18 protein-coding genes are annotated in these 21,827 nt (G+C 73.3%); 10 read left to right on the plus strand and 8 right to left on the minus strand.

The window, feature by feature from the left end:
* Nucleotides 1-135: 135 nt before the first annotated feature.
* The 4 genes from ABZ924_RS06830 to dnaG all read left to right on the plus strand — a co-directional run bounded on the left by ABZ924_RS06830 (nucleotide 136) and on the right by dnaG (nucleotide 5,593).
* Nucleotides 136-870 carry a CbiX/SirB N-terminal domain-containing protein gene (locus tag ABZ924_RS06830; RefSeq protein WP_361905160.1) on the plus strand — a complete coding sequence of 245 codons (735 nt, stop codon included), beginning with the start codon at nucleotides 136-138 and terminating at the stop codon, nucleotides 868-870.
* Between the two features lie 58 nt (nucleotides 871-928).
* Nucleotides 929-2,269: a deoxyguanosinetriphosphate triphosphohydrolase gene (locus ABZ924_RS06835; RefSeq protein ID WP_361905163.1), complete on the plus strand. Its 1,341-nt coding sequence runs from the start codon at nucleotides 929-931 to the stop codon at nucleotides 2,267-2,269.
* Nucleotides 2,270-2,362: 93 nt separating this feature from the next.
* Nucleotides 2,363-3,637, plus strand: a complete 1,275-nt coding sequence (locus ABZ924_RS06840) for an FAD-dependent oxidoreductase (protein ID WP_361905166.1) — start codon at nucleotides 2,363-2,365, stop codon at nucleotides 3,635-3,637.
* Nucleotides 3,638-3,670: 33 nt separating this feature from the next.
* Nucleotides 3,671-5,593: a DNA primase gene (dnaG, locus tag ABZ924_RS06845; protein WP_361905169.1), complete on the plus strand. Its 1,923-nt coding sequence runs from the start codon at nucleotides 3,671-3,673 to the stop codon at nucleotides 5,591-5,593.
* A 28-nt stretch (nucleotides 5,594-5,621) separates the two neighbouring features.
* Here the strand turns inward: dnaG and ABZ924_RS06850 are convergent, their stop codons facing one another.
* Together ABZ924_RS06850 and cutA are read right to left on the minus strand one after the other, a co-directional pair.
* Nucleotides 5,622-6,041, minus strand: coding sequence for a gamma-glutamylcyclotransferase family protein (locus tag ABZ924_RS06850; RefSeq protein WP_361905172.1), 420 nt, complete (start codon nucleotides 6,039-6,041; stop codon nucleotides 5,622-5,624).
* Complete coding sequence (cutA, locus tag ABZ924_RS06855) at nucleotides 6,038-6,361, minus strand: divalent-cation tolerance protein CutA (protein WP_361905399.1); 324 nt, start codon at nucleotides 6,359-6,361, stop codon at nucleotides 6,038-6,040. Before cutA ends, ABZ924_RS06850 begins: the two co-directional genes overlap by 4 nt.
* 351 nt (nucleotides 6,362-6,712) lie before the next feature.
* Here cutA and ABZ924_RS06860 point away from each other — a divergent pair, with 351 nt between their 5' ends.
* Nucleotides 6,713-7,258: a hypothetical protein gene (locus ABZ924_RS06860; protein ID WP_361905175.1), complete on the plus strand. Its 546-nt coding sequence runs from the start codon at nucleotides 6,713-6,715 to the stop codon at nucleotides 7,256-7,258.
* Between the two features lie 157 nt (nucleotides 7,259-7,415).
* Entirely contained in the window at nucleotides 7,416-8,036 is a 621-nt protein-coding gene (locus ABZ924_RS06865; RefSeq protein WP_361905178.1) for a class F sortase, read from the plus strand.
* Nucleotides 8,037-8,099: 63 nt separating this feature from the next.
* Here the strand turns inward: ABZ924_RS06865 and ABZ924_RS06870 are convergent, their stop codons facing one another.
* Nucleotides 8,100-8,876 (minus strand): TSUP family transporter, encoded by a 777-nt coding sequence (locus tag ABZ924_RS06870; RefSeq protein WP_361905181.1) that lies wholly within the window; start codon nucleotides 8,874-8,876, stop codon nucleotides 8,100-8,102.
* Between the two features lie 204 nt (nucleotides 8,877-9,080).
* Here ABZ924_RS06870 and ABZ924_RS06875 point away from each other — a divergent pair, with 204 nt between their 5' ends.
* The 3 genes from ABZ924_RS06875 to nirD are packed head-to-tail and all read left to right on the plus strand — an operon-like array spanning nucleotide 9,081 to nucleotide 13,326.
* Nucleotides 9,081-10,418 (plus strand): FAD-dependent oxidoreductase, encoded by a 1,338-nt coding sequence (locus ABZ924_RS06875; protein ID WP_361905184.1) that lies wholly within the window; start codon nucleotides 9,081-9,083, stop codon nucleotides 10,416-10,418.
* 2 nt (nucleotides 10,419-10,420) lie between these two features.
* Nucleotides 10,421-12,967, plus strand: coding sequence for a nitrite reductase large subunit NirB (gene nirB / locus ABZ924_RS06880; RefSeq protein WP_361905187.1), 2,547 nt, complete (start codon nucleotides 10,421-10,423; stop codon nucleotides 12,965-12,967).
* A complete protein-coding gene (gene nirD, locus ABZ924_RS06885) occupies nucleotides 12,964-13,326 on the plus strand; it encodes a nitrite reductase small subunit NirD (RefSeq protein WP_361905189.1) in 363 nt (120 codons plus the stop codon). Before nirB ends, nirD begins: the two co-directional genes overlap by 4 nt.
* Before the next feature lie 23 nt (nucleotides 13,327-13,349).
* Here nirD and ABZ924_RS06890 read toward each other — a convergent pair whose 3' ends face one another.
* The 5 genes from ABZ924_RS06890 to dusB all read right to left on the minus strand — a co-directional run bounded on the left by ABZ924_RS06890 (nucleotide 13,350) and on the right by dusB (nucleotide 20,256).
* Nucleotides 13,350-13,757 (minus strand): VOC family protein, encoded by a 408-nt coding sequence (locus tag ABZ924_RS06890; protein ID WP_361905191.1) that lies wholly within the window; start codon nucleotides 13,755-13,757, stop codon nucleotides 13,350-13,352.
* 120 nt (nucleotides 13,758-13,877) lie between these two features.
* Complete coding sequence (locus ABZ924_RS06895; RefSeq protein WP_361905195.1) at nucleotides 13,878-14,390, minus strand: group III truncated hemoglobin; 513 nt, start codon at nucleotides 14,388-14,390, stop codon at nucleotides 13,878-13,880.
* A gap of 191 nt (nucleotides 14,391-14,581) precedes the next feature.
* Nucleotides 14,582-15,637: a helix-turn-helix domain-containing protein gene (locus ABZ924_RS06900; protein ID WP_361905198.1), complete on the minus strand. Its 1,056-nt coding sequence runs from the start codon at nucleotides 15,635-15,637 to the stop codon at nucleotides 14,582-14,584.
* A 379-nt stretch (nucleotides 15,638-16,016) separates the two neighbouring features.
* Nucleotides 16,017-18,737, minus strand: a complete 2,721-nt coding sequence (gene ppdK / locus ABZ924_RS06905; protein ID WP_361905200.1) for a pyruvate, phosphate dikinase — start codon at nucleotides 18,735-18,737, stop codon at nucleotides 16,017-16,019.
* 376 nt (nucleotides 18,738-19,113) lie between these two features.
* Entirely contained in the window at nucleotides 19,114-20,256 is a 1,143-nt protein-coding gene (gene dusB, locus ABZ924_RS06910) for a tRNA dihydrouridine synthase DusB (protein ID WP_361905202.1), read from the minus strand.
* A 64-nt stretch (nucleotides 20,257-20,320) separates the two neighbouring features.
* Between dusB and ABZ924_RS06915 the strand changes: the two genes are divergently transcribed.
* A complete protein-coding gene (locus ABZ924_RS06915) occupies nucleotides 20,321-21,775 on the plus strand; it encodes an MFS transporter (RefSeq protein ID WP_361905204.1) in 1,455 nt (484 codons plus the stop codon).
* Nucleotides 21,776-21,827 lie beyond the last annotated feature (52 nt).

Below are 21,827 nucleotides of genomic sequence, written 5' to 3' on the forward strand. Positions count from 1 at the left end.
GCACCCTCCCGAGTCCCCTTCCCTCCCGCTTCCCCCCGCCACCGCCGCGGAGCTGCTGACCCGGATCACCGCCCAACTCGGCACGCAGCTGCGCGGACTGCGCCCGCCGGGGGCCCGGCACCTCGGAGCCCACGCATGCAGCCCACCCTCGTCGCCGTCGCCCACGGCAGCCGCGACCCGCGCGCCCTGCCCACCGTCCAGGCCCTGCTGGAGCGCGTCCGCGAGCTCCGCCCCCGTCTCGAGGTCCGCCTCGGCCACATCGAGCTGAACCGGCCGCTGCTCGCCGACACCCTGGGGCGGACCGACGGCCCGGCCGTGCTCGTCCCCCTGCTCCTCGGCCGGGGGTACCACGTCAAGCGGGACCTGCCCGCGGCCGCGGCCCGCCACCCGGACGCCCGGGTCGCCGCCCCGCTCGGCCCGCACCCGCTGCTGGTCGAGGCCCTGTGCGAACGCCTGCTTGAGGCGGGCCGGACCTCCGCCGGCGCATCCGGCGGCGCGTCCGGCGGCGGGGCGGTCGTGCTCGCCGCCGCCGGCTCGCGCGACCCCGACGCGGCCGCCGACACCCGCCGCACCGCCGCCCTGCTCTCCGAGCGCCTGGGCGGGGCGGCCGTGGTGCCGGCCTACGCCTCCGGCGCCGCGCCCACCGTGCCCGACGCGGTCCGCGCCCTGGCCGCGCGCGGCCACCACCGGGTCGCGGTGGCCTCGTACTTCACCGCCCCGGGCCGCTTCTCCGTGCAGAGCGCGGCCGCCGCGACCGGCCCGGCGGCCGCCCCGCTCGGCGACCACCCGGCCCTCGCCCGGCTGGTGCTGCAGCGCTACGACGAGGCCGCGGCCCTGCGGCGGACCCCTCTGGAGCTGGCCACCGCGTGAAGAGCGCGCCCCTGCTCGAATTGCTCGCATTGTCGGCGGTCCCGGTTACCGTCTGAGCATGGAAGGCATGGCAGGCACCGCACCCGTCCGTCCCGGCTCCGGCAGCCCCCGCGAGCCCTACGACCCGGCGGACACCGAGCGCTGGGTGGCCGAGCCCGACAAACGGCCGGGCCGGACCGCCTTCCAGCGCGACCGCGCCCGCGTGCTGCACTCGGGGGCGCTGCGCCGCCTCGCCGGGAAGACCCAGGTGGTCACCCCGGGCACCCGCAGCTTCGACTGGGACGCGAGCCCCCGTACGCGGCTGACGCACTCCCTGGAGTGCGCGCAGGTGGGCCGCGAGCTCGGCGCTGCCCTCGGCTGCGATCCCGACCTGGTCGAGGCCGCCTGCCTCTCGCACGACATGGGCCACCCGCCGTTCGGGCACAACGGCGAGGAGGCGCTGAACGAGTTCGCCAAGGACTGCGGCGGCTTCGAGGGCAACGCCCAGTCGCTGCGCCTGCTGACCCGCCTGGAGCCGAAGCGGTTCACGGCCGATCCGCAGACCGGCGCCCCCGTCAGCGTGGGCCTCAACCTCACCCGTGCCTGCCTGGACGCGGCCACCAAGTATCCCTGGCCCCGCGGCGGGCACCCGACCGACCCGGACTCGGTCAAGTTCGGCGCGTACGACGACGACCTGCCCGTCTTCGAGTGGCTGCGGCGCGGTGCGCCCGCCGACCGCAAGTGCTTCGAGGCGCAGGTCATGGACTGGTCCGATGACGTGGCGTACTCCGTCCACGACTTCGAGGACGGCCTGCACGCCGGGCACATCGATCCCAACATGCTCTTCGCGGAGCCCGAGCGCGCCGCGATCGCGCGGGTCGCGATCGGGCGCTACGTGCCGGCCGACACCGATCCGGAGGAGTTGCGCGAGGCCCTCGACCGGCTGATGGACCAGGAGTGGTGGCCGCACGGGTACGACGGCTCGGCCGTCGCCCAGGCCCGTCTGAAGGACGCCACCAGCCAGCTGATCGGCCGGTTCTGCCTGGCCGCGGAGGGCGCCACCCGCGAGGCGTACGGCTCCGGCCGGCTGACCCGTTACGCAGCGGAGCTGGTGGTCCCGCGCGAGGCGCGCAACGAGTGCGCGGTCCTGAAGTCGGTCGCCGACCTGTACGTGATGCAGCGCGACGAGCAGGAGCGGCTGCGCGCCGACCAGCGCATCGTCCTGGCCGAACTGGCGGAGGCGCTGCAGGCCCGCGCGCCCGAGGGCCTGGACCCGCAGTTCCGGGCCATCTTCGATGCCGCCCCGGACGACAGGGCCCGCAAACGCGCGGTCATCGACCAGATCGCGGCGCTCACCGACGCCTCGGCGCGCTCCCTGCACGCCAGGCTCGTCCTGCACTCCCGCCGCGCAGCCGGGTGATCCGATCGGGCCACTCCCCCTTCCCGGGGCAGGCTCCGTGCGGGACGCTCGCTTGTGGTCGCAAGTGGCGGTGAGGTTATGAGGAGGCATCAGGTGGTCGACGCACACCGGACGTTCGTCATCGTGGGCGCAGGGCTGGCGGGGGCCAAGGCGGCCGAGACGCTGAGGTCCGAGGGGTTCACGGGGCGGGTGATCCTGATCGGGGACGAGCGCGACCATCCGTACGAACGGCCCCCGCTGTCCAAGGGCTACCTCCAGGGCAAGGAGGAGCGCGACAGCGTCTTCGTCCACGAGCCGTCCTGGTACGCCCGCGCCGACATCGAGCTGCACCTCGGCCAGCCCGCCGTGCACCTGGACCGGGAGGCCAAGAAGGTGGTCCTCGTCGACGGCACGGCGCTGCCCTACGACAAGCTGCTGCTGGCCACCGGTGCCGAGCCGCGCCGCCTCGACATCCCGGGCACGGGGCTGGCCGGGGTGCACCACCTGCGCCGGCTGGCCCATGCGGAGCGGCTGCGCGGCGTCCTGGCCACCCTCGGCCGGGACAACGGCCACCTGCTCATCGCGGGCGCCGGCTGGATCGGGCTGGAGGTCGCCGCCGCGGCCCGGGAGTACGGCGCCGAGGTGACCGTGGTCGAACCGCTGGCCACGCCGCTGCACGCGGTGCTCGGCCCGGAGATCGGCCGGCTCTTCGCGGACCTGCACACCGAGCACGGGGTCCGCTTCCACTTCGGCGCGCGGCTCACCGAGATCGTCGGGCAGGACGGCATGGTGCTGGCCGCCCGGACGGACGACGGGGAGGAGCACCCGGCGCACGCGGTGCTCGCCGCGATCGGGGCCGCGCCGCGCACCGCGCTCGCCGAGACCTCCGGGCTGGCCCTGGTGGACCGGGAGCACGGCGGCGGGATCGCCGTGGACGCCTCGCTGCGCACCTCCGACGCGGACGTCTTCGCGGTGGGGGACGTGGCGGCCGCGCACCACCCGCTGCTGGGGACGCGGCTGCGGGTGGAGCACTGGGCGAACGCGCTCAACGGCGGCCCGGCCGCCGCGCGGGCGATGCTGGGCCAGGAGGTGTCGTACGACCGGGTGCCGTACTTCTTCTCCGACCAGTACGACGTGGGCATGGAGTACTCCGGCTACGCCCCGCCCGGCGGGTACGACCAGGTCCTGATCCGGGGGGACGTGGCCAAGCGCGAGTTCATCGCGTTCTGGCTGTCGCAGGGCCGGGTCCTGGCCGGGATGAACGTGAACGTGTGGGACGTCACCGAGCACATCCAGGCCCTGATCAGGTCGAAGGCGGCGGTCGACCGCGAGGCACTGGCGGACCCTTCAGTTCCGCTTGCCTCCCTGGTGGCGGACGAGGGCGCCTGAGGGTTTTCCTGCGCCCGGCCGTAGACTTCACGGGTGGCAGGACGGATCAACGACGACGACGTGAAGGCGGTACGGGACGCGGTCCCGATCGACGCCGTGGTCTCCGACTACCTCCAACTGCGCAACGCGGGCGGCGGCAACCTCAAGGGCCTGTGCCCCTTCCACGACGAGAAGTCCCCGTCCTTCCAGGTCAGCCCCAGCAAGGGTCTCTACCACTGCTTCGGCTGCCAGGCGGGCGGGGACACCCTCGACTTCATCATGAAGATCGACCACCTGTCGTTCTCCGAGGCGGTCGAGCGGCTGGCCGCGCAGGCCGGCATCACCCTGCGCTACGAGGAGGGCGGCTACACCGCCGGCACCAGCGGCCGCGGCGAGCGGATCCGGCTGGTCGAGGCCCACAAGGCGGCCGCCCAGTTCTACATCGAACAGCTGGGCAGCCCCGAGGCCGAGATCGCCCGCCGCTTCCTGGCCGAGCGGGGCTTCGACCAGGCCGCGGCCGAGCACTTCAGCGTCGGCTACAGCCCGGCCGGCTGGGACCACCTGACCCGCTTCCTGCGCGGCCGGGGCTTCAGCGACCGCGAGCTGATCACCTCGGGCCTGTCCCAGGACAGCCGCAGCGGCAAGCCCATCGACCGCTTCCGCGGCCGGCTGATGTGGCCGATCCGCGACATCAGCGGCGAGGTCGTCGGCTTCGGCGCCCGCAAGCTGCGCGACGACGACAACGGGCCGAAGTACCTGAACACGCCCGAGACGGCGATCTACAAGAAGTCCCAGGTGCTCTACGGCATCGACCTGGCCAAGAAGGAGATCGCCAGGACCTCCCAGGCGGTCGTGGTCGAGGGCTACACCGACGTGATGGCCTGCCACCTGGCCGGGGTTCCCACCGCGATCGCGACCTGTGGCACCGCCTTCGGCGGAGAGCACGTCAAGATCCTGCGCCGGCTGCTGATGGACAACGCCACGGCCGAGGTGATCTTCACCTTCGACGGTGACGCGGCCGGGCAGAAGGCCGCGCTGCGCGCCTTCGAGGACGACCAGAAGTTCGCCGCCGAGACCTCGATCGCGATCACCCCCGGCGGCATGGACCCGTGCGACCTGCGGCTGGCCGAGGGCGACGCGGCCGTCACCGCGCTGGTGGAGTCCCGCACCCCGCTGTTCGAGTTCGCGCTGCGGCACATCGTGGCCCGGCACAACCTGGAGCACCCGGCGGGCCGGGCGGCCGCGCTGGACGAGGCGGCCCCGGTGGTCGCCGGCATCAAGAACATCGCGATCCAGCACGAGTCGGCGGTCCAGCTGGCGGGCATGCTGGGCATCCGCGACGAGCAGTTCGTCGTCAAGCGGGTCGCGCAGCTGGCGCGCTGGGCCCGCGAGCGCGGCAACGGCCGTCCCGGCCCCGGCGGCGGCCCGCAGCAGCCCGCCCCCGCCCGACGCCCGTACGAGGCCGTCCCCGCCCCGGCCGCCGCCCCCGCGGGCGGTCCCGCGCTGAACCTGCGCAGCCCGGCCCACCGCACCGAGCGCGAGCTGCTCAAGCTGGCCCTGCAGCGGCCGGAGCTGGTCTCGCCGGCGTTCGATGCGTACGGGGTGGACGAGTTCACCGCCCCGCCCTACGCGGCCGTGCGCCAGGCGATCCAGGACGCGGGCGGCGCCGCCCCGGGCGCCGACGGCTACCTGGCCCGGGTGCGCGAGGCCGCGCCCAACGACACGGTCCGCGCGCTCGTCACCGAGCTGGCGGTGGAGGCCATCCACGCCAAGACGGTGGACGAGGTGTACGCGGGCGTGCAGCTGGTCCAGGTCAGGCTGCGCGCGGTGGACCGCCGGGTCCACGAGATCCAGGGCACGCTGGCCCGCATGGGCAGCCACGCCCCGCCGGAGCAGCTGGCCGCGGTGCAGGAGGAGCTGTGGGTCCTCCAGCAGTACGGGCAGCGGCTGCGCAACCGGGGCGCCGAAGGGCTGTAGCCGCCGCGGGACGTCCGCGCCGGCGGCACTAGCGTCGGTGCAGCCAGTCGCCGCCGGGTATCTCGGTGCCGCTCTCGCGCAGCCGGCGGGCCAGCGCGGGCGCCGCCAGGTAGACCCAGGCCGGGGTCCGGGTGCCGTCGGGGCGGAGCGCGTCGCGCCGCACCCGGTCGTAGACGTTGAGCGGCCGGTTCGGGCCGTGGTACTCCTCCAGCCGGTCCAGCTCGGCCAGCAGCCGCGCGTACGCGCCGGGCGCCGGGGTGATCAGCTCGCCGACGATCTGCGACCCGGCGTACTGGACGGCGTACGGATAGCCTGGGCCGTCGTACAGCAGCGCGTCCGGGAGCCGGGCGGGCTCCTCGGCGGCCGTGCGGCCCCGCAGGAACAGCGCGTGGTTGACCTCGCCGGGCCGGAGGGTCCCGTACACGAAGAACGGCAGCTCGGCGGTCATCGGGCCGCCACCTCCTCCGCGACCCAGGCCAGGTAGCCGGCGCTGCCCCGCACCACCGGCGTCGCGATGATCTCCGGCGTCTCGTAGGGGTGCTCGGCGGTCAGCCGGGCCTCCAGGGCCGGGTACGCCGCGGCGGTGGTCTTGAGCAGGACCTGCCACTCCTGGGCGGTCTCCACCTCGCCCTTCCACCGGTAGACCGAGGTCACCGGACCCGAGACCTGGGCGCACGCGGCGAGCCGGGACTCCACGGCGGACCGGGCGAGCCCGGCGGCCGCCTCCGCCGAGTCGACGGTGGTCAGCACGGTCAGTACGGTCAGCACCGATGCCGGTGCCGGTCCGGGCACGGGTACGGGTTCCTGCGGCCGGTCGGCTGGTGTCACGGGGCCCTCCCTCGGACGCGGCGGACAGCTCTTGCTCCGGGACCCCGGTCCCGGATCCTCCTGTGCCCCCCACCGTACGCACCGCCGTTGCACGACCTCCCGGTGGCGGTGCCCCCCATCGTTTCACCCGGACGGGGCGATGGTCGCGCGCGGCCGAAGCGGCGGGCCTGACCTGCGGAAACGGGCGCCACGGCAGTCCGCCTGACACGGCATCAGCAGGCGGAGTGCCGCCGGCCCGGGGTACCACGGGACCACGACCCGACCACGACCCCGTGTCCGGCAGGAGCCCCCATGCGCCGTCGCACCGCCCACCTGCTCACCGCCGCCGTGCTGACCGCCGCCGCGGTCTCCGGCCCGGTCGTGGGCGGGGCCGCCGCCGTGGAACCCGCGGCCGCGCCGGGCCGCGCCCCGGGCGACTTCGCCGTGCTGGAGGTCTGGCCCCGGTCGGCCGCCCCCGGGGGCACGGTCACCGTGAACACCACGGCCTGCGGGCCGGGCAGCCACGCCGACGGCGACGCCACGATGGTCGGCGGCGGCCGCTTCAAACTGGTCCCGGGCACGCACGAGGAGGTGGTCATCGGGCAGTTCCAGGTCGCCCGCACCATCCGCCCGGGCACCTACAGCATCGGCGCGACCTGCGCCGACGGGAAGTACGCCACCGGGGACCTGGTCGTCACCGAACGCGGTCCGCAGGGCAGCGTGCGCACGGGGGTGGGCGGTGGCACGGCCAGAACCGCCGACCCCACCAAGATCACGGCGGGAGCGGTCCTGCTGGCCGCGGCCGCCGTCGGCGGTACCTGGCTCCTGCGTCGCCGGGCGAGCGGCACGCGGAGCTGACGGGCGCCCACCGCGGCCCTGCCGCGGTCCCGACCGGTACCGTCCCCCGTCGCCCGCCCCGCGAGGTCCCCCCGTTCGCGGGGCCGGGCGACGGCCTTCCCACCCGAGCACACCGAGCACACCGAGCACCCGATCCCCGAGCACCGAGGGGGCGTTCATGGGCACCGGCCGGGCCGGCCGCGGCGGGATCGTCGCGCTCACCGCCTGCATCGGCATCTGGCTCATCCACAGCGGCTCCGGCGAGTCCGTCCGGCCCCCGCTGCCCTCCCCCGGCGAGGCGCTGAGCGGGCACACCCCGTACCCGGGCGGGATCGACCCGCTTCCCGGCTCCCCGCCCACCCGCATCCGGATCCCGTCCATCCGGGTCGACGCCCCGCTGGCCGGGCTCGGGCTGGCGCGCGACGGCAGCCTCGAAGTACCGCCGCCCGCCCGCCCCGACCTGGCCGGCTGGTACCGCGACGGCACCACCCCGGGCGCGGTGGGCACGGCCGTCGTCGTCGGCCACGTGGACCACGCCTCCGGGCCGGCCGTCTTCTACCGGCTGGGCGCGCTGCGCCGCGGGGCCGCCGTCGAAATCCGGCGGGCGGACGGGCGTACGGCGGTGTTCACCGTCCACGCGGTCGAGGTGTACGACGCCAAGGGCTTCCCCGACTCCCGCGTGTACGGGCCTTCGGCGCGCGCCGAGCTGCGGGTGATCACCTGCGGCGGCCGCTTCTCGCCCCGCACGGGCTACCAGGGCAACGTCGTCGTCTTCGCCCACCTCACGGGCACCCGCTGACGGCCCCTGCCGGGCCGCTCGGCTGCCTCGACCGCCGCGCCCGCCGCGCCCGCCGCGCCCGCCTCAGCCGAACTGCTCGAAGCCGAGCTTGAGCACCAGGGCGCCGACCACCGTGAGCAGGACGCCCCGGACGAAGCCGCTGCCCTTCTTCAGCGCCGTCCGCGCCCCGATCATCCCGCCGGCCAGGTTGAACGCCGCCAGCAGAGCGGCCAGCTGCCACAGCACCCGGCCCTGGTAGGCGAACATCGCGAGGGCGCCCGCGTTCGTGCACACGTTGACGATCTTGGCGGTGGCGGAGGCGTTGACCAGGTCCAGGTGGAGCAGCGCGGTCAGGGCGAGGACGAGGAAGGTACCGGTGCCGGGGCCGATCAGACCGTCGTAGAAGCCGATGCCCAGACCGGCGAGGCCGATGGCGAGCAGGACCCGCTGCCGGCTCGCCGGGACGGCAGCCGGGGCCGTCCCGAAGGCGGGCTTGAAGACGACGAACGCTCCGACGAGCAGGAGCACGGCCATGATCAGCGGGCGCATGGCGTCCTTGCTGATCCCGTCGGCCAGCAGGGCGCCGCCCATGGACCCGGCGACGGCCGCCAGGCCGATCCGGACGGCAAGCTTCACATCGACCGGCGCTTTGCGGGCGTACGTCACGGCGGCCCCCGTGGTCCCCACGATGGCGACGGCCTTGTTGGTTCCGAGCACGGCGGCGGGCTGGGCGTGGGGCAGGCCGAGCAGCAGGGTCGGGAGGAGCAGCAGGCCGCCGCCGCCCACCACGGCGTCGATCCAGCCGGCCGCCGCGGCCGCGATGCACAGGACGATGAGCATGGTCGTGGATATGTCAGGCACAAGGCGACCCTAGGGACCGACTCGATGCACTGCCCATCCATTGCGGGAAACTTGCGCAAAGGTTGAGGTTCGCGCCGTCCCCGACGGCCTCCGCGGCACCCGGGCGGCGCCTCACCGGCCCGCCGCCGAGGCGCTGAGGTGGGCGTTCCGTCCGGGTAACAAGCGCGATGCGGAGGGGAAACAGCGGCCGCGCACGCTCGGGGCATGACCTCGGAGCAGCAGCGTGTGGTGGTGATCGGCGGCGGCCTCGCGGGCCTCCGGCTCGCGGCGGGGCTCGGCGCGGGCCGGGTCGCGGACGTCACCGTGCTCGGCGAGGAGGCGCACGTCCCGTACAACCGGGTCCTGCTCGCCGAGGTGCTGGCGGGCCGGTACGCCCCGGAGGTGGCCTCCCTCCCCGCGCCCGGCCCGGTGCTGCGGCGCGGGGTGCGGGCGGTACGGATCGACCGGGCCGAGCGGGCGGTGCACTGCGACGACGGCACCACGGAGCGGTACGACGTACTGGTCCTGGCGACCGGCTCCAACGCGGTGCTGCCGCCGCTGCGCGGGCTGTTCGAGCCCGCCGGCGCCTCCCGGGCGGCGCAGAGCGGGGCGGCGGCCGGTACGGCCGGCGGGGAACTCCCCGACGGGGTCCACGCGTTCCGCACCATGGACGACTGCCTGGCGCTGTCCGCGGCCGTGTCCACCGCGCCCGGCCTGCGCGCGGTGGTGATCGGCGGCGGCCTGCTCGGCGTCTCCGCGGCCCGCGCCCTGGCCGAGCGCGGCGCGCAGGTGGTCCTGGCCCAGCAGGGCGAGCGGCTGATGGAGCGCCAGCTGGACGCGGAGGCCTCGGCGCTGCTGCACGCCCACCTGACCGCCCTCGGCATCGAGATCCACACCGAGTGCCGGGTCCGCGGACTGAGCACCTGCGCGGTCCCGGCGGACGGCCGGCGCCGGGTCACCGGGGTCGAGCTCGCCGACGGCTACCGGCTCGACGCCGACGCCGTGGTCCTGGCCTGCGGGGTACGGCCGCGGACGGGCCTGGCCCGCGCCGCCGGCCTGGAGGTCCGCCTCGGGATCGTCGTCGACGACCGGCTGCGCACCAGCGACCCGCACATCCACGCCATCGGCGACTGCGCCGAGCACGCGGGCCGGGTCTACGGCCTCGCGGGCCCCGCCCTGGAGCAGGCCGACGCCCTCGCCGCACTCCTGGCCGCCGGGGCCGGCCGGACCGGCGCCGGCGCTGCCGGGGCCGCCGCACCCGCCGCGCCCCCCGCCTACACCGGCACCCGGGCCCTGACCCGCCTCACCCTGGCCGCCGGCGAGTCCGGCCCGCTCGATCTCGCCGCCTTCGGCGAGACCACCCCGCTCCCCGGCGACGACGTGGTCCGGCTCTCGGACGCCACCCGCCGGACCTACCGCAAGGTCGTCGTCCGCGGCGACCGCCTCGTCGGCGGCGTCCTGCTCGGCGAACTCTCCAGCGTGGGCGCCCTCGCCCGCAGCTGGGAGGACGAGGAAGCCCTGACCGACCTGTTCCACCTGCTCACCGACGACGGAGGCTCCTGATCATGGCCGCACCCACGCCCACCCCCGCCATCGTGCTCATCGGCCACGGCATGGTCGGCCAGCGCTACCTGGAGGTACTCGCCGAGCGCGGGGCCACCGCCACGCACCGGATCACCGTGCTCTGCGAGGAGCCCCGGCCCGCGTACGACCGCGTGCACCTCACCTCGTACTTCTCGGGCAGCAGCCCGGAGGAGCTCTCCCTGGTGCCCGCCGGTTTCATGGAGCAGCACGGCATCGACCTCCGCCTCGGCGACCCCGCCGAGAGCATCGACCTGCAGGCCCGCACCGTCACCTCCCGCTCCGGGACGGTGGTCCCGTACGACGTGCTCGTCCTGGCGACGGGCAGCTACCCGTTCGTGCCGCCCGTCCCCGGCAAGGACGCCCCCGGCTGCTTCGTGTACCGCACCATCGAGGACCTCCTGGCCATCGAGGAGTACGCGCGGACCCGCACGACCGGAGCGGTCGTGGGCGGCGGCCTGCTCGGGCTGGAGGCCGCCGGCGCCCTGCAGGGGCTCGGGCTCGCCACGCGCATCGTGGAGTTCGCGCCGCGCCTGATGCCCGTCCAGGTCGACGAGGGCGGCGGCGCCGCCCTGCTGCGCACCATCGAGGGCATGGGGCTGACGGTCCACACCGGCGTCGGCACCCAGGAGGTCGTCACCGGCGAGGACGGCCGCGTCAGCGGGATGCGGCTGTCCGACGGCTCCACCGTCGCCACCGAGCTCGTCGTCTTCTCCGCCGGTGTCCGCCCCCGCGACCAGCTGGCCCGCGATGCGGGCCTGGCCGTCGGCGAGCGCGGCGGCATCGCGGTGGACGCCCGCTGCCGCACCTCGGACCCGCACGTGTACGCCATCGGCGAGTGCGCGCTGGCCGCCGACGGCCGGGTCTACGGCCTGGTCGCGCCCGGCTACGAGATGGCCGAGACCGCGGCCGAGGACCTGCTGGGCCGCGAGAAGGAGTTCACCGGGGCGGACCTGTCCACCAAGCTCAAGCTGCTCGGCGTGGACGTGGCCTCCTTCGGCGACGCCCACGGCGCCGCCGAGGGCAGCCTCGACGTCGTCTACTCCGACTCCCGCTCCGGGGTCTACAAGAAGCTGGTCGTCTCCCCCGACGGGGTCCTGCTCGGCGGCGTCCTGGTCGGCGACGCGGACTCGTACGGGCTGCTGCGCCCGCTGACCGGCAGCGTCCCGCCCGTCAGCCCCGACCAGCTGGTGCTGCCCGCCGGCCTCACGCCCGCGGACCGGCTCGGCCCGTCCGCGCTGCCCGACACGGCCGTGATCTGCTCCTGCCACAACGTCACCAAGAAGGCGATCACGGCCTGCGCGACCCTCCCCGAGGTCAAGCAGTGCACCAAGGCGGGCACCGGCTGCGGCAGCTGTCTGAAGGTGATCGGGCAGCTGCTGCCCGCCCCCGCCGACAAGGGCCTGTGCGGCTGCTTCCCCTTCACCCGCGCCGAGCTGTACGAGATCGTCCGCACCCGGCAGCTGACCTCGTACGAGCAGCTCCTCGACGGGCACGGCCGCCAGGAGGCCCGCGGCGGCGACGGCTGCGAGGTGTGCAAGCCCGCCGTCGGCTCGATCATCGCCTCGCTCGCCCCGACGCTCGGCGCGAGCGGCTACGTCCTGGACGGCGAGCAGGCCGCCCTGCAGGACACCAACGACCACTTCCTCGCGAACCTCCAGCGCAACGGCTCGTACTCGGTCGTCCCGCGCATCCCCGGCGGCGAGATCACCCCGGACAGGCTCATCGTGATCGGCGAGGTGGCCCGCGACTTCGGCCTCTACACGAAGATCACCGGCGGCCAGCGCATCGACCTCTTCGGCGCGAGCGTGGACCAGCTCCCGCGGATCTGGGCCCGGCTCGTGGACGCCGGATTCGAGTCCGGGCACGCGTACGGCAAGGCACTGCGCACGGTGAAGTCCTGCGTGGGGCAGACCTGGTGCCGCTACGGGGTCCAGGACAGCGTGCGGATGGCCATCGACCTGGAGCTGCGCTACCGGGGGCTGCGCGCCCCGCACAAGCTGAAGTCGGCGGTCTCCGGCTGCGCCCGCGAATGCGCGGAGGCGCAGAGCAAGGACTTCGGGGTCATCGCGACGGCCAACGGCTGGAACCTCTACGTCGGGGGCAACGGCGGGGCCACCCCGCGCCACGCCGACCTCCTGGCCCAGGACCTGTCCGACGCCGAGCTGGTCCGGCTCATCGACCGGTTCCTGATGTTCTACATCCGCACGGCGGACCGGCTGGAGCGCACGTCCACCTGGCTGGACCGGCTGGAGGGCGGCCTCGACCACCTGCGGGACGTGGTCGTGCACGACTCGCTCGGGCTGTGCGACGAGCTGGAGGCGCTGATGGCCGACCACGTCGCGAACTACCGCGACGAGTGGGCCGAGACGCTCCAGGATCCGGACCGGCTGCGCCGGTTCGTCTCCTTCGTCAATGCGCCCGGCGCGCCCGACCCGACCGTGCGCTTCGTCCCCGAACGCGACCAGGTCAAGCCCGACCTGGCCGTCCTGACCCTTCAGCCGCTGGACGCCGTGGGAGGCAACCGATGACCGTGGAACTTCAGGTGGGAGAGGGCTGGCTGACGGTGTGCGAACTGTCCGACATGATCCCGGGGCGGGGCGTCGCGGCGCTGCTGCCCGACGGGAGCCAGGCGGCGGTGTTCCTCGGCCGCTCGGGATGGACGTACGCCGTCGACAACCAGGACCCCTTCACGGGCGCGGCGGTCCTCTCCCGCGGGCTCGTGGGCTGCGTGGAGGGCCGGCCGTTCGTGGCGTCACCGCTGCTCAAGCAGCGTTTCGACCTGGAGACGGGCCGCTGTCTGGACGACGAGGAGGTGGCGGTCCGGACCTATCCGGTGCGGACCGCCGTGACCTCCGGCGCCGTGGCCTCCGGCGCCGCGGCGGCCTAGCGCGGGGCGGCGGCCGACGGGGCTCAGCCCTGGACGGCCGCCGGGTCCATCCACATGATCTCCCAGGTGTGGCCCTCCAGGTCCTCGAAGGCCCGGCCGTACATGAAGCCGTGGTCCTGGGCCGCGCGGGGCTCGGTGGCGCCGGCCGCGAGGGCCGCGTCGACGAGCTCGTCGACCTTCTCCCGGCTCTCGGCGCTCAGGCAGAGCAGCGCCTCGGTGGTGGTGGAGGTGTCCGCGATCGCCTTGTGCGTGAACTCCTTGAAGCGGGGCTCGGTCAGCAGCATCGCGTAGATGGTGTCGCTGATGACGAGGCAGGCGGCGGTGTCGTCGGTGAACTGCGGGTTGCAGGAGTAGCCGAGCTTCGCCCAGAAGGCCTTGCTGGCGTCGAGGTCCTTGACCGGCAGGTTGACGAAGATCATGGTGGCGGACATCTCGGTCTCTCTTCTTCTCTCGTGTGGCGCTTTCGAGGGGTAGACCGGGGGCCGCACGGAAACTCATCGCTCCTCGGCGGATTTCTTCGAGATTTTTTCGCCCGGCGACGGAGCCACAGGTCAGGCCGGCGTACGGAGCTCCAGCGCAGCCAGCGGGACGAAGCCCGTGCGGCCTGCGTGCGCGGCCTCGGCGAGGGCGTCCGGCCCCGCCAGCCGCCGCAGCAGCGCCAGGGCGATCTGCTCGCCCTGGGCCTTGGCCCGCTCGGTGGCGGGCCCGCGGTGCAGGCCGTCCAGGGCGGCGTGCCACAGCTGCACCCAGCGCCCGAAGTCCTCGGCGGTCATCGCCCGGGCCGAGTGGAGCGCGGCGTGCGGGGCGAAGGCGTCGCCGCCGTAGTCGGCGCTGCGGAAGAGGGCCCGCTCCCAGAAGTCCGCGATCCGGGGCAGGTGCGCCTCCAGGTCCGTGCCGGCGACCTCGGTGAAGAACGGGCCGATCCGCCGGTCGGCGAAGGCGGCCGCGTAGAAGCGGCGCAGCACGGTCTCGAGGTCGCCGCGGCCGCGGATGTCGCGGTCGCCGGCGGGCCGGTCGCCGGCGGACCGGTCGGCAGCGGAGTCGTCGGCAGCGAAGTGGTTCATCGGTACACCATTGTGGACCGCCCGCGGCCCGACCGGGGCGGAAAGTCCCGCGGTCCGTCACGTCGCGTGTCCGGGCGGCGGTCGGGCGCCTGCCGGGGGCCGGCCGCGAAGGGCTGCACCACTATCCGAACATTGGCCGAAAACACGCGGTCCCGGCCCCGGAAAACCGGGTGCCGGGACCACCGCTTCTGCTACGAGGCGACCGCGCCGCCCTTCAGGAGCGCGGCCCCGAGCGGCGTCACCGTGTGCAGCACGGCATTGCCGCGGCGCAGCGTGGTCACCAGGCCCGCCTCGCGCATTACGCAGGCGTGCTGGCTCGCCGAGGCAAGCGAGACCCCGGCCCTGCGGGCGAGCTCGCTGGTGGTGGCCCCGTCGCCGATGGCCCGCAGCACCACCGAGCGGGTGTGCCCGACGAGTTTTCCGAGGGTGCGCTGGCGCTGCTCTTCCAAGGGGCGAATCGATTCGCCGGCGGCCGCCGCCGAGGCCAGCTCCGCGGCGGCCGGATAGACCAGCACCGGGGGCAGCTCCGGGTCGTGCAGCGTCACGGCCGTGCGCCGGCAGAAGAACGAGGGCTGGAGCAGCAGCCCGCGCCCCCGCAGCCGTACGTCGCGATCCACGGGGTAGTCGCACTCCAGCACCGGGGCCCGCCAGCGCAGCATCGGCGGCAGCGAGGCCAGCAGTTCGTCCGCACCGCCGTCCAGCAGGGCGCGGCCGCGTGCGGCCCGCTCGGCCTCGATCTGGGCCTGGATGTGGGTCCAGTACGGGGCCACGGCCGCCCGGTGGTAGCCGTGCAGCTCGCCGATGAGCTTCGGCAGGTACGAGGTGCCGCCGTCCATGAACTCCCGCAGCCGCCTCGGGATCCCGCTGTCGCCGCCGCCGGTCCCGGCGCCCGCGGGCATGCCGAAGGCGGCTCCCACCCGCGCGCCCGCCCCCATCAGGGCCAGCTCGCGCCGGATCCGCTCGGCGTGCAGGCCGCGCAGCGCGTCGAGGCCCACGTCCCACCCGTACTGCCCCTCCACAGGGGTCAGGAAATCGGGGAAATAGCCGCGACTCGGTATGAGCGCTCCGAGCAAGCGTGTTTCACTATTCAACCTGCTCCGGGTTTCCGTACGCCATTCACCGAAGAGCCGGGCATCACGCCGGTCTCTTAAGCGGTGAAAACTCAGAACCGTTTCCCACAACGCATCGGGACGCCCTGCCATCCGTACGCGTGCCAGGTCCACTCCAGTGAAATGGATACGCAGCACCGAACCCCCACCTGTGCAACCGCAATCCCCCCGCCCCATGAGTATGCACGCCGTCACACGACGTCACCACGCCCTTTCGGCCACAGTTGAAACCCCTTTCGGCGGGGGCGTGACAACCGAAATGCTGTACTCCGCCAGGGACACTCCAGTGCGACCGAAACGCTCCGTGAAGGCCGTGGGGGGCTTTGCGGGGCCTGGCGGTCGGTCGCACCGGGAAGCGCCGACGTGCCTGGCAGATTGACAGCAGGCGGTGGACGGGTGGGGATCCGTCCACCGCCTGCTGGCGTAAAGAGTTGTTGAACAACAAAGAATTGCCCGCCTGCCCTCGGGGGTCAGGGAACCCGGGGGCAGGCGGACGTATCGAGGGGCCCGGGGCGGGTCAGCGGCTGTCGCTGCCCGTCGCCTCGGCGGCCGCACGGCCGGCCTCCAGGCGCGCCACCGGAATCCGGAACGGCGAGCAGGAGACGTAGTCGAGGCCGACCTCGTGGAAGAAGTGGACGGACTCGGGGTCGCCACCGTGCTCGCCGCAGACGCCGAGCTTGAGGTCGGGGCGGGTGGCCCGGCCCTGCTTGACCGCGTGGCGGACGAGCGAGCCGACGCCGTCCTTGTCGATGGTCTCGAACGGGGAGACCCCGAAGATGCCCTTCTCCAGGTAGGCGGTGAAGAAGCTGGCCTCGACGTCGTCGCGGGAGAAGCCCCACACGGTCTGGGTCAGGTCGTTCGTGCCGAAGGAGAAGAACTGCGCGGCCTCGGCGATCTGTGCGGCCGTCAGGGCGGCGCGCGGCAGCTCGATCATCGTGCCGATGGTCAGCTTGAGGTTGGTGCCGGTGGCGGCCTCGACCTCGGCGATGACCTGGTCGGCCTCCTCGCGGACGATCTCCAGCTCCTGGACGGTGCCGACGAGCGGGATCATGATCTCGGCGCGCGGGTCGCCCTTGGCGTTCTTGCGCTCGGCCGCGGCCTCGGCGATCGCCCGGACCTGCATGGCGAACAGGCCGGGGATGACCAGGCCGAGGCGGACGCCGCGCAGACCCAGCATCGGGTTCTGCTCGTGCAGCTTGTGCACCGCCTGCAGCAGGCGCAGGTCGTTCTCGTTGTGGTCCTTGCGGGCCTCGGCGAGGGCGACGCGCACCGACAGCTCGGTGATGTCGGGCAGGAACTCGTGCAGCGGCGGGTCGAGCAGGCGGACGGTGACGGGCAGGCCGTCCATCGCCTCGAACAGCTCGATGAAGTCCTTCTTCTGCAGCGGCAGCAGCTCGGTGAGGGCGTTCTCGCGCTCGGCCTCGGTGTCCGCGAGGATCAGGCGCTCGACCATCTCGCGGCGCTCGCCGAGGAACATGTGCTCGGTGCGGCACAGGCCGATGCCCTGGGCGCCGAAGCGGCGGGCGCGCAGGGCGTCCTCGGCGTTGTCGGCGTTGGCGCGCACCCGCAGGCGGCGGACGCGGTCGGCGTACGCCATGATCCGGTGGACGGCCTGGACCAGCTCGTCGGCGTCGTCGGCGCCGGCGTGCATGCGGCCCTCGAAGTACTCGACGACCGGGGACGGCACGACGGGTACCTCGCCGAGGTACACCTTGCCGGTGGAGCCGTCGATGGAGACGACGTCGCCCTCTTCGATGACCCGGTCGCCCACCGTCATGCGGCGGCGCTTGGTGTCGACGTCGAGCTCCTCGGCGCCGCAGACGCAGGTCTTGCCCATGCCGCGGGCGACGACGGCGGCGTGCGAGGTCTTGCCGCCGCGCGAGGTCAGGATGCCCTCGGAGGCGATCATGCCGTCCAGGTCGTCCGGGTTGGTCTCGCGGCGGATCAGGATGACCTTCTCGCCGGAGCGGGACCACTTGACGGCCGTGTAGGAGTCGAAGACGGCCTTGCCGACGGCCGCGCCCGGGGAGGCGGCGATACCGCGGCCGAGCAGCTCGGGCCCACCCTTGCCCGGGGCGGACTCGTCGAAGCGCGGGAACATCAGCTGCGCGAGCTGGGCGCCGTTGACGCGCTGGAGGGCCTCGGCCTCGTCGATCAGGCCCTGGTCGACGAGCTGGGTGGCGATGCGGAAGGCGGCGCCGGCGGTGCGCTTGCCGACACGGGTCTGGAGCATCCACAGCTGGCCGCGCTCGATCGTGAACTCGATGTCGCAGAGGTCCTTGTAGTGGGTCTCCAGCGTCTCCATGATCTGCATCAGCTGGTCGTAGGACTTCTTGTCCAGCTGCTCCAGGTCGGCGAGCGGGACGGTGTTGCGGATGCCCGCGACGACGTCCTCGCCCTGGGCGTTCTGCAGGTAGTCGCCGTAGACGCCCTGGTGGCCGCTGGCGGGGTCGCGGGTGAAGGCGACGCCGGTGCCGGAGTCGGGGCCGAGGTTGCCGAAGACCATCGAGCAGACGTTGACGGCGGTGCCCAGGTCGCCGGGGATGCGCTCCTGGCGGCGGTAGAGCTTGGCGCGGTCGGTGTTCCAGGAGTTGAAGACCGCCTCGACGGCGAGGTCGAGCTGCTCGCGGGCGTCCTGCGGGAACTCGCGGCCGGCTTCCTTCTGGACGATCTTCTTGTAGACCTTGACCAGCTTCTTGAGGTCGGCGGCGTCGAGGTCGGTGTCGACGGTGACCTTCTTGGCGGCCTTGGCCTGGTCGAGGGCGTCCTCGAAGAGCTCGCCCTCGACGCCGAGGACCGTCTTGCCGAACATCTGGATGAGGCGGCGGTACGAGTCCCAGGCGAAGCGCTCGTTGTCGGCCTGGGCGGCGAGCCCGACGACGGAGGCGTCGGAGAGGCCGATGTTGAGGACCGTGTCCATCATGCCGGGCATGGAGAACTTGGCGCCGGAGCGGACCGAGACCAGCAGCGGGTCGTCCGACTGGCCGAGCTTCTTGCCCATCTTCGCCTCGAGGGCGGCGAGGTGGGCGCTGACCTCGTCGCGCAGCGCGGCCGGGGCCTCACCGCTGTCGAGGTAGACCTTGCAGGCCTCGGTGGTGATGGTGAAGCCGGGAGGGACCGGCAGACCCAGGTTGGTCATCTCGGCGAGGTTGGCCCCCTTGCCGCCGAGAAGGTCCTTGAGGTCGCGGTTTCCCTCGGTGAAGTCGTAGACGAACTTCTGGTTCTTGTTTTCCGACACGGGTCTCGACTCCTCGAGGACTCGGTGGCTGCCCTGACGGCGAGGAACATACCCAGATCGAAGGCTTATGGGTACGTCCACTTGGTCGTCATGCGGCCGTAACCACCCGTGCGCCCCTGGATCGAAAGTAACCAGCGAGTAGCCGGAACCTACGAAGAGCGTTCACCTCCCGAAGGGAGAGGGCTCGGCTGAGGCTTGTTTGCGCTCGGATGAGCGATCATCGATACATTTGCGTTCAAGACTTGAACAAACAAAGGGTGGCACCCAGTGCCACCCTTTGGAAGTCATACCCGCGATTTTCGCGCTCATCTGAGCGCAACCCCACCCATGCGTGGCGTATGTCACGCCGCCGGCGGCATAGTTTGTCAGCTGTTTCTCAGCCTCCGGACGTGTCCAGCTCGGCCTCCTCGCCCACTCCGGCACAGTCGTACGGATCCTTCAGCCAGCCATCGGGGAGGACAACCCGGTTGTTTCCGGACGTCCGGCCGCGCGGGCCGTCCGCACCCTCGGGCCAGGGCTGGTCCAGGTCGAGCTCGCTCAGATGAGCGTCCAGCTCGGCCAGGGAGGAGGTGACCGCGAGCTTCTTGCGCATCTCGGACCCGACCGAGAAGCCCTTCAGGTACCACGCCACGTGCTTACGGAAGTCGATCACCCCGCGCGCCTCGTCGCCGATCCACTCGCCCAGCAGCTGGGCGTGCCGGTGCATGGTCGCCGCGACCTCGCGCAGCGAGGGCTTGTGGAAGTCCTCTGGCCGCCCTTCGAAGGCCGCCACGAGGTCGTTGAACAGCCACGGGCGCCCCAGGCAGCCGCGGCCGACGACCACGCCGTCGCAGCCGGTCTCGCGGACCATGCGCAGCGCGTCCTCGGCACACCAGATGTCGCCGTTGCCGAGCACGGGGATCTCCGGGACGTGCTCCTTGAGACGGGCGATGGCCTCCCAGTCGGCGGTGCCGCCGTAGTGCTGGGCGGTGGTGCGGCCGTGCAGGGCGATGGCGGTGACGCCCTCCTCGACGGCGATCCGGCCGGCGTCCAGGTAGGTCAGGTGGTCCTCGTCGATGCCCTTGCGCATCTTCATGGTCACGGGCAGGTCGCCGGCGCCGGCGACGGCCTCGCGCAGGATGGCGCGCAGCAGGTTCCGCTTGTAGGGCAGGGCGGAGCCGCCGCCCTTGCGGGTGACCTTGGGGACCGGGCAGCCGAAGTTGAGGTCGATGTGGTCGGCGCGGTCCTCCTCGACGATCATCCGGACCGCCTTGCCGACCGTCACCGGGTCGACTCCGTACAGCTGGATCGAGCGCGGCTTCTCGGTCGCGTCGAAGTGGATCAGCTGCATGGTCTTCTCGTTGCGCTCGACCAGCGCGCGGGTCGTGATCATCTCGCTCACGAACAGCCCCTTGCCGCCGCTGAACTCGCGGCAGAGGGTGCGGAACGGGGCGTTGGTGATGCCGGCCATGGGCGCGAGCACCACCGGGGGCTGCACGGTGTGCGGGCCGATCGCGAGCGGCGGGGGGAGCGTGGTCATCCCTCCATTGTGGCGGAGAGAAAATCGATCACACTTTTCTTTAGTTAGGCGTACTATCGTAAGTATGCAGGAGTCGACCCACCTCCGGAAGAAGCTGGTCCTGGCGATCTGCTGCATGAGCCTGCTCCTGGTCAGCCTCGACGTCACGGCCCTGAACGTCGCCCTGCCCTCGATGCGCCGCGAGCTCGGCGCCTCGGTCGCCGGCATGCAGTGGACGATCGACGCGTACACGCTGGTCCTGGCCTCGCTGCTGATGCTGGCGGGCTCCACGGGGGACCGGATCGGGCGCCGCCGCGTCTTCACCGCGGGGCTGGTGGTGTTCACGGCCGGCTCACTGCTGTGCTCGCTGGCGCCCGGCCTCGGATGGCTGGTCGCCTTCCGGGCGGTCCAGGCCGTGGGCGGCTCGATGCTGAACCCGGTCGCCATGTCGATCATCACCAACACCTTCACGGAGCCGCGCGAACGCGCCCGCGCCATCGGGGCCTGGAGCGCGGTGGCCGGCCTCTCCATGGCGGCGGGCCCGCTGATCGGCGGGCTGCTGGTGGACTCCGTGGGCTGGCGGGCCGTGTTCTGGGTGAACCTGCCCGTCGGGCTGCTGGCCCTGGCGCTCACCCTGCGGTACGTCCCCGAGTCGCGGGCCGAGCGGCCCCGCCGCCCGGATCCGGTGGGCCAGCTGCTGGTCATCGCCCTGCTCGGCGGCGTCACGTACGCCATCATCGAGGCGCCGGCCGCGGGTGCGGACTCCCCCGCCGTCCTCGGCTCCGCCTGCCTCGCGGCGGTCTCGCTGGCGGCGCTCGTGCCGTACGAGCTGCGCCGCACCGACCCGCTGATCGACCCGCGGTTCTTCCGCAGCGCCCCGTTCAGCGGGGCGACGGTGATCGCGGTCTGCGCGTTCGCCGCACTGTCCGGGTTCCTGTTCCTGAACACCCTGTACCTGCAGGACGTACGGGGCCTCGGCGCGCTGGGGGCCGGGCTCCACATGCTGCCCATGGCAGCGCTCGCCTTCCTGTGTGCGCCGCTCTCGGGCCGGCTGGTCGCCGCGCGGGGGCCGCGGCTGCCGCTGCTGCTGGCGGGGGCCGCGATGGCTGCGAGCGGGCTGCTGTTCGCCGCACTGTCGGCCGAGGCCTCGGACCCGCTGCTCTTCGCCGGCTACGCCCTGTTCGGACTGGGCTTCGGCCTGGTCAACGCGCCCATAACCAACACCGCGGTCTCCGGGATGCCCCGGTCCCAGGCGGGCGTGGCGGCGGCGGTCGCCTCCACCAGCCGGCAGACCGGCGGCACCTTGGGCGTCGCCGTGATCGGGGCGGTGCTGGCGGCGGGGACGGCGGGCGGTGCGGAGTTCACCGCGGCGGCCCGGCCCGCCTGGTGGATCATCACGGTCTGCGGGGGGCTCGTACTGGCCGTGGGTGCGGCGACCACCGGCCGGTGGGCCCGGGCCACGGCCGCACGGACGGCCCGACGGCTGGAGCCGGCCTCCCGCAAGCCTTCTCCGGCCGGGGCTCCGCCGCGCCGCGCCTGACGGGTCTGCGCGTCCACCACCACGCCCTCCCGTGATCGACTCATCCTGACGA

It is taken from the genome of Streptomyces sp. NPDC046876 (genome assembly GCF_040645035.1).
GTDB lineage: Bacteria > Actinomycetota > Actinomycetes > Streptomycetales > Streptomycetaceae > Streptomyces.